This window comes from Polaromonas sp. P1_G4, from assembly GCF_056405475.1.
Map to the genome: position 1 here is coordinate 1 of NZ_JBFUCA010000235.1, position 6378 is coordinate 6378.

Genomic DNA, 6378 nt, shown 5'->3' on the forward strand with positions numbered 1-6378 from the left:
GTACCAGGCTTTCCACGCCATCGTCCCCGTATTGGCCGAAGGCAAGACCGCCGAAGCGACGTATGACGTCGTGGGCCCGGTCTGCGAGAGCGGCGACTGGATAGGCCGCGACCGCGTGTTGTCTGTCGCGGCGGGTGACCAGTTGGCTGTGATGTCGGCAGGTGCGTATTGCATGAGCATGGCCAGCAACTACAACACACGTGGCCGGGCCGCTGAACTGCTGGTTGACGGTGTCGAAGTGCACCTCATACGCCGGCGGGAAACCGCTGAAGACCAGATGCGGCAGGAACAGCTGGTAGCGGGCTAATCCGGAACCACGCCCGGGGCAAGCGCGCGCCTCATCGGATCAGTGTCGATCAGCGCACATCGCTATCATTATGATAGCTGGTTGCGCACGTCGTATATGGGTTTCAGCCTCTTTTTCCTCAAGAACTGCTGCACACGCCAGCCGAGCAGTACGGCGATGATCGCAGCGTAAACGAACACTTCGGCAAAATTGTTCTTGCCGGCGCGCATCCAGAAAAAATGCAGCAGCCCCAGCCCGGCGATCATGTAGACCAGCTTGTGCAGCCACTGCCAGCGTTTGGCACCCATGGCTTTGATGGCCGCATTGAAGGACGTTGCCGCCAGGGGCGTCAGTAACACAAAGGCCGAAAACCCCACGAGGATGAAAGGCCGCTTGGCAATGTCTTTGGCAATATCGGCAAAGTCAAAGCCCATGTCGAACCAGCTGTAGCTCAGCAGGTGGACGACGACATAAAAATACGCGAACAGCCCCAGCATGCGCCGAAAGCGCGCCAGTGCAGGCGTGCTGGTGATGACCCGAAGCGGCGTGACCGTCAGGACGATGCAGATAAAGCGTAACGTCCAGTCGCCGGTGGCGCGTATCAACGCCTCGGCCGGGTTGGCGCCCAGCTGGTTGGTGAAGGCGCCGTAGAACAGCCAGACAAAGGGCAGCAGACAGACGAGGAACAGCACCGGTTTGGCGGCAGGGTGCAGCAACCATTTTTGCGCTGTCGACATCACAGCAATCCACCGCCGGGTCGACCTACATCGAAACACAGCGCAGCGTGCGTCCCAACCCAGCAGGGGCCGCGGAACCGGCTTTGCCGGGCCGCAGGCGCAGCGGCCCCCTCGGGGGGCAGCGCAGTACGCGAAGCGACAAGCGTGGGGGCCATATCTTTTAGAAGTTCTTCTTGAGGTCCATGCCCGCGTAGAGCTGGCCCACTTGCGCTTCATAGCCATTGAACATCAGCGTTTTGCGCTTCTTGGCAAAGAGGCCGTCTTCACCGATACGCCGTTCGGTGGCCTGGCTCCAGCGAGGGTGGTCGACGTCCGGGTTCACATTGGAATAAAAGCCGTATTCCTGCGCCGCGGCCTTGTTCCAGGCGGTGCGCGGCTCCTTGTCGGTAAAGCGGATCTTGACGATGCTCTTGCCGCTCTTGAAGCCGTACTTCCAGGGCAGCACCATGCGCACCGGTGCGCCGTTCTGGTTGGGGAGCACTTCGCCATACATGCCGAAAGCCAGCAGCGCCAGCGGGTGCATGGCTTCGTCCATGCGCAGGGCTTCCACATACGGCCAGTCGAGCACGCGGGAGCCCACAAACGGCATGGTCTTGGGATCGGCCAGGGTGACGAATTCAACGTATTTGGCGTTGCCGAGCGGCTCGACCTTCTTGATGAGCTCCGACAGCGAATACCCCACCCACGGGATCACCATGGACCAGCCCTCGACACAACGCAGGCGGTAAATGCGCTCTTCCTGCGGTGCGAGCTTGATCAGGTCTTCGAGCGTGAAGGTCTTGGGCTGCTTGACCAGGCCTTCGACGGCCACCGACCAGGGCTTGGTCACCAGCGTGTGGGCGTTCTTGGCTGGGTCGGCCTTGTCGGTGCCGAACTCGTAGTAATTGTTGTAGGTAGAGGCATCTTTGTAGTCGGTGATCTTTTCCATGGTCACCGCACCGGCCACCGCCGATTTGCCGCCGGCCAGCGCCGCCAGCTTGCCGGGTTTTTGTACCGTCTGCGCCATCGCCTGGCGGCCCGCCCAGCTGGCCATGGYCACGCCCGCGGCACCTGTGGCCATCAGTTTGATCAGGTCGCGACGGCCATGGTAGATGCCGCGCGGCGTAATCTCGCTGGGAACGAGGTGGTCGAAACCATCGGCATGGGTCTTGATGAGCATATGAGTCCTTGAAATCCGTTGAGGGTTAGTCTGAATACGCAGCAACTTCTTACAGGGATTCAGCCAGGGCTTCTAAAAGACTCGCAGGCAGTTACAAGGTTCCGTAACTGTGCAGCCCCGACAGGAACATGTTGACGCCCAGGAAAGCAAACGAGGTAACTGCCAGCCCGACCAGCGCCCACCAGGCGGCGACGGTGCCGCGCAGGCCCTTCATGAGCCGCATATGCAGCCAGGCCGCGTAGTTGAGCCAGACAATCAGCGCCCAGGTTTCCTTGGCGTCCCAGCTCCAGTAGCCGCCCCAGGCCTCGGCCGCCCACAAGGCGCCGAGTACGGTGGCAATGGTGAAAAAGGCAAAGCCGACGGCAATCGCCTTGTACATCACGTCGTCCAGCACTTCAAAGCTGGGCAGGCGCGCGGCAATGCGCTTGCGGCCCACCAGGATGCCGGCGGCGATCAGCCCCGACACGGCCAGGTAACCTACCCAGTAGTAGCTGCCGCCCACTTCGGCCGGCGACTTGCTGCGAAACACGACAGGGACAAAACACAGCACCACGCCCAGCAGCCACAGCGGCGTGAGCCGGTGCCAGCGCGTCTCGTTGGCCTGCTGCTTGATGAGATAGGACAGCGACACCATGGCAGCCAGCGAGAACATGCCGTAGCCGATGAAATTGGCCGGCACATGCAGCTTCATCCACCAGCTTTTGAGGGCAGGCACCAGCGGCTGGATTTCATGGGCTTCGCGTATCACGGTGTACCAGAGCAAAAAACCGACCGCGGCACTGACCACCAGCATCACGAAAGCGCCGAGCGCGCGGGTGTTGTACTGCGATTCAAAGTAGAGGTAGAAGGCCGCCGTCATCCAGCAGAACAGCACGAACACCTCGTACAGGTTGCTGACCGGGATGTGCCCGACGTCTGCGCCAATCAGGTAGCTTTCGTACCAGCGCACCAGCGTGCCGATCAGCGCCATGCCGATCGCCACCCACGCAATTTTGGAGCCCAGCGACTCCAACGTGCTGCTCTGGCCTTTGGCAAACATGCCCAGCCAGTAAAAAATCGTGCTCATGAAGAACAGCACGCTCATCCACAAAATGGCCGACTGGCTGGAGAGAAAGTATTTGAGCCAGAACACCTGCTCGGCGCGCGCCAGGTCACCCTGGTACGACGCAATGCCCAGCAGCGCGAAGGCGCTGACCACCATCATCAGTACCCGCAGCGGCCGCCAGAACCAGCCCATGGCGATAGCCGCCGGAATGGCCGCGAACAGGATGCCTTTTTCATAGACATCCATGAAATCACTGTAGCGGGCGAAGGCATACAGAAAGCCGCCGGCGACCAGCGCAGCAAACACCCAATCCAGCACATTACGCCGGGCGAAATAGCCCTCGTTCAGGCTCAGCGTGCTGTCGCCGCCCGCCTTCAGCGTGGTGGTGTTCACCGCGGTGTTGTTGATCGTGGAGGTATTCATAAAGGCGCCTGCAACAGTTTCGTTTTCAACATCTCAAACTCCTTGTCGCCGTCCATGGTCTTGCGGTTGGTCGACAAGGCCATGGTGGCCTGACTGTGGCCTTCGGCCGATTCTGGCATTGAACCCACAACATTGCCATCTTCTGCCTGACCGCCCCCTGCGCCGCGCGGCGCCAGCCAGACCCAGACGCGGCGTTCGCGCACGTAAAGCATGGCGAACACCCCCAGGATCAGGAAGGCGCAACCCAGGTAGACGATGGTCTTGCCCGGTGCACGCGCCACCTGGAACACACTGGCCTGGACCTGGGTGAAGTCTTTCAGCTCAAACGCCATGGGCGCGGGGTAAAAATTGGCGTCCGACAGGCTCAGCACCATTTGCGACATGAAAGCCCGCGTCTTTTCATCCTGACCCAACGGCTTGAGCCCGGCCTGCTCACGCGTCATCTGCGTCAGCTCAAACAAGGCACCGTTGAGGATGCGGATCAGCACCTCGCCGGCACGGTTGCGCTCGGCTTCGGGCACATTGGCTTCCATAAAGTCAGAGATGGCCTGCAGGCCTGCAGCGGTTTTGGGCTTGCCCGTCGAACCTTGCGCGGCGCCCGCTGCGTCTGCAACGTCACCGGCAAAAAGAGCCAGCGCCCGCGATGTCGACGCGGCGAGCTGTTGCATCAGCTCCGGCCGTTCCCGGCCAATGGCCTGGCTTGCGTAGCGCCTGACCGCCAGCTCACGCTGCGCCGGATTGGCGAGCGCGGCACGCAGCCGCAAAAAGGTTTCCATGCCGCCTTCGGCGTCCACCGGAATCCGGAGGTACTGGAAGGGTGCAGACGGTGTCTCGCGAACACCCATCAGGTAGACCGCAGGGCTGTCTTCCGCCGGGTCCGTCTTGACCGGCAACATGTAGTTGTGAAATTCACGGGCCTGTCCGGACGCATCGCGCAACTTGTAGCTCACGCTGGGGCCCACGTTGCGCAGCTCTTTTTGCGTCACGGTCTTGTTCGCCGCGCCGAGCCGTGTGTCAATCGCCTGGTGCAGGTCGACCTTGCGCACATCGGCGCCGGAACCCATGCTTCCGCCCGACGCAAAATTTTCCACGTTGATGACCCGCAGCGCGGTGTATTCCAGCGTCAGCTTTTCGGCGCCATCGCCCTGCCCGTTGGTCAGGCCGCTGGAGCCGCCGATCGTGCCCTGAATTTCAAACGGCTTGCTGGCCGCGGCCATCGGAATGRCCTTGAGCGTCACGCTGGAGCCGCCGTCGTCGAAGCTCGACTGGTAAATCTCGATACCGCGGTGATTGGCCGGGTGATTGACCTCCACCCGCACCGGAATCTTTTCGCCAGTTTCCTTGTCGTGGATGATGATGTCGCTGGCAAAGAGCTTGGGCATGCCGGTCGAGTAATACTCAACGATGAATTTTTTGAGCTCAATGGAAAACGGCAGTTCCTGCAGCAATACGCCGCCCGGCTGGTTCAGGATGGCGGTGCTGGACTGCGTGCCTTCAGCCACCAGCAGGTTGGCGCGAAACGTCGGGTTTTTGTCGCTGAGCCGGTGCTGGGCCGGCACGTCGGCAATCAGTCCGCCGCCGGCATAAATCGACTTGCCGTTCAGCCACATCTGCGCGCGTACGATCATGTCGCCGTCGAGCAGGCCGCCCACGCAGACCAGCACGATGGCGCTGTGCGCTGCGATGTAGCCCAGTTTGTTGGCCGCGCCTTTTTTGGCCGCCACCATCCAGCCGTTGCCGGCGCGCTGCTGCAGCTTCACTTTCCAGCCGCTTTGCACCAGCGTCTGGCCAATGCGGCGCGCAGCCGTTTCGGGTGACTCGGCCAATGCGGCCTCGGCACGGTGGCCAAAGGCCTTGAGGCTTTGCTCCCTGACGTTTTCCTTGAGCTGGTTCAGGTCCGCGAAGATCTTGGGGGCGTTGCGCGCAATGCACAAAGAAGTAGAGACCACCAGAAAAGCCAGGATCAGCAGGAACCACCAGGCGCTGTACACGGTGTTGAGGCTGAGCAGGCTGAACACCTGCGCCCAGAACGGACCGAACTGGTTCACGTAGTTGCCCAGCGGCTCTGCCTGCTTGAGCACCGTGCCGATGATCGACGCGATGCAGATCACCGTCAGCAGCGAAATGGAAAACCGCATGGACGACAGCAGTTCCACCGCCGCCCGCCAGCTGCGGGAGCCCCAATTGACTTTCATACCCTCGGTGGAAACTGTCATGCTTGAAATGGAACCTGCGGTTGGCTCAGGAAAGCCTGCGAACCAGAAAAAGAAGGGAAAAAGAAAAAAGGCGGGCTTTCATCAGAAAGACCCGCCTTGGTGTGATTGGTTTTGGAGGCTTGGGTTCAATACTGCAGGCAGCCTGCGGGTACTTTCAGCAAAAAAACGCTCGCCTGCCAGTCCTTTGCTGTACTTTGCTTAACGCAGGCCGGCAATGTAGTCGGCCAGCGCACGGATTTCACGGTCGTTCAGCTTGGCAGCCACCTGGCTCATGGGCAGGCTGTTGCCGCGGCCGCCGTCACGGAAAGCCGTCAACTGCGTCACCGTGTACTCAGAATGCTGGCCGCTCAGGCGGGGATATTGGGAAGGAATGCCGGCGCCAGTCGGGCTGTGGCAGCCTGCGCAGGCTGCGATCTGGCGGTCCTGCACGCCGCCGCGGTAGATACGCTCGCCGAGTGCAACCAGTTCCTTGTCTTTGGCAAAGCCGGTTTTGGCTTTCTTGGACGTCGCCC

At 61.2% G+C, this 6378-nt stretch carries 6 protein-coding genes and 1 pseudogene; 2 read left to right on the forward strand and 5 right to left on the reverse strand.

Annotation, left to right across the window (positions count from 1 at the left end):
- Positions 1-307 (forward strand): annotated as a pseudogene (locus tag AC1D1X_RS12945) (diaminopimelate decarboxylase); the annotation flags it as partial.
- Positions 308-375: 68 nt separating this feature from the next.
- Here AC1D1X_RS12945 and AC1D1X_RS12950 read toward each other — a convergent pair.
- The 4 genes from AC1D1X_RS12950 to AC1D1X_RS12965 all read right to left on the reverse strand — a co-directional run bounded on the left by AC1D1X_RS12950 (position 376) and on the right by AC1D1X_RS12965 (position 5866).
- Positions 376-1023, reverse strand: a complete 648-nt coding sequence (locus AC1D1X_RS12950; protein ID WP_477669891.1) for a protein-methionine-sulfoxide reductase heme-binding subunit MsrQ — start codon at positions 1021-1023, stop codon at positions 376-378.
- Positions 1024-1183: 160 nt separating this feature from the next.
- Positions 1184-2182 carry a protein-methionine-sulfoxide reductase catalytic subunit MsrP gene (gene msrP, locus AC1D1X_RS12955; RefSeq protein ID WP_477698409.1) on the reverse strand — a complete coding sequence of 333 codons (999 nt, stop codon included), beginning with the start codon at positions 2180-2182 and terminating at the stop codon, positions 1184-1186.
- 91 nt (positions 2183-2273) lie between these two features.
- Positions 2274-3650: a c-type cytochrome biogenesis protein CcsB gene (gene ccsB / locus AC1D1X_RS12960; protein WP_477669893.1), complete on the reverse strand. Its 1377-nt coding sequence runs from the start codon at positions 3648-3650 to the stop codon at positions 2274-2276.
- Complete coding sequence (locus tag AC1D1X_RS12965; RefSeq protein ID WP_477698410.1) at positions 3647-5866, reverse strand: cytochrome c biogenesis protein ResB; 2220 nt, start codon at positions 5864-5866, stop codon at positions 3647-3649. The genes ccsB and AC1D1X_RS12965 overlap by 4 nt, the downstream gene beginning before the upstream one ends.
- Between AC1D1X_RS12965 and AC1D1X_RS12970 the strand changes: the two genes are divergently transcribed.
- Positions 5865-6068, forward strand: coding sequence for a hypothetical protein (locus tag AC1D1X_RS12970; RefSeq protein WP_477669895.1), 204 nt, complete (start codon positions 5865-5867; stop codon positions 6066-6068). The two genes, AC1D1X_RS12965 and AC1D1X_RS12970, sit on opposite strands and share 2 nt — an antisense overlap.
- Here the strand turns inward: AC1D1X_RS12970 and AC1D1X_RS12975 are convergent.
- Positions 6065-6378, reverse strand: a 314-nt coding sequence (locus tag AC1D1X_RS12975; protein ID WP_477698411.1) for a c-type cytochrome, incomplete at its 5' end; no start/stop codon positions are given. The two genes, AC1D1X_RS12970 and AC1D1X_RS12975, sit on opposite strands and share 4 nt — an antisense overlap.